The 662-nt window shown below is 43.4% G+C and carries 1 protein-coding gene; it reads right to left on the bottom strand.

Annotated elements, in window-relative coordinates; genetic code table 11:
* Positions 1-37: 37 nt before the first annotated feature.
* Positions 38-403, bottom strand: a complete 366-nt coding sequence (locus NW829_RS12325) for a KGK domain-containing protein (protein ID WP_414417211.1) — start codon at positions 401-403, stop codon at positions 38-40.
* Between the last annotated feature and the right edge of the window lie 259 nt (positions 404-662).

Below are 662 nucleotides of genomic sequence, written 5' to 3'. Positions count from 1 at the left end.
GCTAAGATTAATGGATGTTTTTGTCATCTTATCGACCTCAAGACATAGAGACAACTTGAACAGCCCGTAAATCATCCAGTATAGAATCCTCTAGTTTTCTGGGAGCGCTATCTCCAGAATCTCTATATGGGTCATCAGGAACAAACTCGAGATAAACTTTGACTGATATCTTGCCAGAGATCCACGACTTTCTGGGCTGTAAGACTCTAGATTCTATTCCATCCACGAGCATTTTAATGTCCGCATAAACCTTTCTTGATTTAAGGTAATCGTTTGTCCGTAAAGTATCTGAAAGAAGGTAATTAATAATTGCACTATGCAATCTACTTGGAAGGTAGACTTGATCACCAATTCCAACGACAGTTTCCCTATCATCTGACCTAAAAACTATCGGATCGACCACGGCATTGTCTCCTATTGCTAACAGACTTTACTGACTGACATCTCCCCGAATGTCATCCAAAAGAGATCCAATGCCTCCTGATCTGGAGGGCTGTCGAGCTCGCTAAAGCAATCTTGAGCTTGTTCAGAAAGATTATCTGGCACTTGATCAACCTCCTGGATCAACCTCCTGGTGCATTTTTCCAGTTAAGTTATTCCTCACCTCCGCGAAGGTCATCCAGAGGGGATCCGCTGCTGCTCTCTGAGCCTGTATCCTCTGG

The sequence above is a fragment of the Synechococcus sp. R55.8 genome, from assembly GCF_047461895.1.
Classification (GTDB): Bacteria; Cyanobacteriota; Cyanobacteriia; order Thermostichales; family Thermostichaceae; genus Thermostichus.
The sequence above is the reverse complement of the archived record's forward strand: the minus strand, read 5'-3'. Positions and strand labels throughout refer to the sequence as shown.